The 1,690-nt window shown below is 42.7% G+C and carries 1 protein-coding gene; it reads right to left on the bottom strand.

Going from position 1 to position 1,690, the window contains the following annotated elements:
- Positions 1-148: 148 nt before the first annotated feature.
- Positions 149-1,294 carry an IS200/IS605 family element RNA-guided endonuclease TnpB gene (tnpB, locus tag T472_RS00790; RefSeq protein WP_242864744.1) on the bottom strand — a complete coding sequence of 382 codons (1,146 nt, stop codon included), beginning with the start codon at positions 1,292-1,294 and terminating at the stop codon, positions 149-151.
- Positions 1,295-1,690 lie beyond the last annotated feature (396 nt).

The following is a 1,690-nucleotide window of genomic DNA, read 5'->3' as shown; positions in this document are numbered from 1 at the left end:
TTTTTCATTACAGGAATGCTCATGACTAAAATCACGAGATTCTTGGGAACAGAGCATACTTACCGGCTTATTTCTTTGCCGACAGAAGTTTCTCTTGTTTACCAAGCTATCCCCGCAATTCCTGCGGTTTCTGTTTGCTTCTGTATTACTAAGACCCTGGAGTCAGAGCTCTTATCCTGAGTCCTTCAGCCAGTATATTTCTTGCTGCATTGACATCACGGTCATGATGGGTATGGCAAACAGGACAGGTCCACTCCCTTACATGGAGTGGTTTCTTCCCGTCCTTGTGGCCGCACTCTGAGCATATCTGACTTGACGGAAACCATCTGCCTATCCTGATGACTTCTTTCCCATACCAGGCACCATTGTACTGCAGTTTCGATACAAGGCTCGTCCACGATACATCAGAAATGCTTTTTGCCAGTTTGTGGTTACGTATCATGCCCTTCACGTTTAGGTCCTCGATACAGATGATATCGTGTTTTTTGACTATCTCTGTACTGAGTTTATTCAGAAATTCATTTCGCTGGTTCGCAACCTTTTCATAGAGCCTGGCTACCTTTCGCCTTTGCTTCTGATAGTTCCTGGCTTCAGACAGGGGAATTCCTCTTTTCTCTGCAGCAAGTGCACGCATTGCAAGCTTTCGCTGCTCACGTCTCAGCCTCTCTTCCATTTGTCTTGTGAAATGGTTGTTGTCATTCCTGCTGCCATCTGACATAATCGCAAAGTCAATGATTCCGAGGTCAATTCCGACTGCGGAGTCAGTCTTAGGCAATTCAAAGATATCCTCTTCGCATAGGATCGATACGAAGAATTTCCCACTCGGTTTCCTTCGTACTGTGGCATTCAGAATACGCCCTTTCATCTCCCTACTTTCTGCAAACTTGACGAGGCCCAGCTTAGGCAGTTTCAGACAATTTCCGGATACTGCGATGTTGTTGTTCGTATATTGTGTCGTATAGCTTTGCCTCGGGTTTTTCTTACTCTTGAACTGGGGATGCTCATTCTGTCCTTTGAAAAAGCGGGTGAAGGCGTCCGACAGGTTATGAAGCGAATTCTGGAGCGAGAACTTATCCACTTCACAAAGCCATATTGTTTCCGGGTCTCTCTTCATCTTGGTCAGAAGTTTGGAGCATGCGAAATAAGTCAGACCTTTTCCAGTCTCCTCATATTCCTTGTTCCAAAGTTCCAGGAAATGGTTGTATACATACCTTGAACTGCCGATTGTCTTTGCAATAAGCGTTTCCTGTTTTTTATCTGGATAGATACGGTATTCATAGGCCTTATGCTGCATCAATGCACTCACCTCCACCATTGTCAAAGCTTGAACTGTCTCATTTCTTTTTCTGACTCCGTATGTACCTGCGGATTTACTCCTTGGTGTTTTCAATCTGCAGATGCACATAATCATTATGCGTTTCCATCTACAGAATATACAAAGCATTGTCATCAGTAATCAGAATTAACAAATCCTTCACATATATATTCATCTGTATGATCCGGATATCGTGCTGGTATTTTACGTACCAGACCAAATGATTCTGGATTGTATATACATATCCGTGTCCATAATGTATTTGATACATAAAACACTTCTGCTCCATTTTAATATATGTGTAAAGCTAAAGCCGTTCTGATAGGTGCTTTATGGTAATTATCACTTATTATATACTCAAACTTCGCAGTTTAG

Origin of the sequence: Youngiibacter fragilis 232.1 (assembly GCF_000495435.3) — a bacterium.
Classification (GTDB): Bacteria; Bacillota; Clostridia; order Clostridiales; family Clostridiaceae; genus Youngiibacter; species Youngiibacter fragilis.
The sequence above is the reverse complement of the archived record's forward strand: the minus strand, read 5'-3'. Positions and strand labels throughout refer to the sequence as shown.

What these genes read in the sequence shown, in the direction of transcription:
- tnpB (WP_242864744.1), bottom strand. Translation starts at nt 1,294, where the DNA reads ATGCAGCATAAGGCCTATGAATACCGTATCTATCCAGATAAAAAACAG.